Annotated in this window: 2 protein-coding genes; one reads left to right on the forward strand and one right to left on the reverse strand. The window is 74.2% G+C overall.

What is annotated here, in order from left to right:
- On the reverse strand, nucleotides 1–468 hold a 468-nt coding region (locus ACFQ3T_RS36750; protein WP_380730802.1), incomplete at its 3' end, for an RNA polymerase sigma factor.
- A 109-nt stretch (nucleotides 469–577) separates the two neighbouring features.
- Here ACFQ3T_RS36750 and ACFQ3T_RS36755 point away from each other — a divergent pair.
- Nucleotides 578–1,030, forward strand: a 453-nt coding sequence (locus tag ACFQ3T_RS36755; RefSeq protein WP_380730800.1) for an LmbU family transcriptional regulator, incomplete at its 3' end; no start/stop codon positions are given.

Here is a 1,030-nt window from a genome sequence, read left to right on the forward strand (position 1 = left end):
AGCCGCACGGCGTCCAGCACCGGCGTCACGTTGGTCGCCGACGCCGGAGCCGACGCCGACACCGATCCGGGCGGCGACCCGGTCGGCGTGGTCCGCGTGGTCCGCGTGGTCCGCGTGGCCGTGCGCGGCGGTGTCCGCCTCGCCGACCCGGTAGCGGCGCGCCTCCTGCCTGCGGTGCCGGGCGACGAGGTTGGTCGCGATGCCGTACAGCCACGGCCGGGCGTCCGGGCGCTCCGGGTCGTACCGCCCGCGCTTGTCGAACGCGGCGAGGAACGTCTCGGCCACCAGGTCGTCCGCGACCTGCGGGCCGAGCCTGCGCGCGAGGTACCGCCGGATGTGCGGCGCGTGGCGGTCGAAGATCGCCGCGAACGCGTCCGGCTGGTGCGCCGACCGTCGGATGATCTCGGCGTCGGTTGGTGTCGTGGTGGCCTTTCCGGCTGTCCCGGGCGAAGGGCGGTCACCCGCTATCCGCCGGTGGGCCCGATCGGGTTCGCGGTGTGAGCGGAAGTTGACCGGTGTGTGAGGGCGCCCCGGTAGCAATGACGTCCACAGGCATCAGGGGGAGCGAGTGGACAAGGTGAACGCAGCAGCGCGCCGGGGACGTCCCGGCGACGCGGTGGACGGTCGGATTCTCACGACGCCGGTGGGGTTGGCGTTCCCGCGGGACGTCACGTTCGAGTCGTGGGAGCAGGCGGGGCAGCGGTTGTCCCGCATCGCCAGCTCGTCGGCCTGGTACTTGGGCGACTGGCTGGTCTACGGGCAGGACCGGTACACGGGTCGGTACCGGCGGGCGGTCGAAGCTGTGGGGCTCGACTACCAGACGTTGCGGAACTACGCGTGGATCTCGCGCAAGTTCGAGCCGTCCCGGCGCCGGTCGGGCCTGCCGTTCCAGCACCACGCCGAGGTGGCCGCGCTGCCGCCGGAGGAGCAGGACCGGTGGCTGGACCGCGCCGAGCGGGAGGGCTGGTCGCGGACGGCGCTGCGGCGGGCGTTGCGGGTGGCCCGCGACCCCGGCTCCCGGCCGTACCGC

Source organism: Saccharothrix hoggarensis, from assembly GCF_042678885.1.
Classification (GTDB): Bacteria; Actinomycetota; Actinomycetes; order Mycobacteriales; family Pseudonocardiaceae; genus Actinosynnema; species Actinosynnema hoggarensis.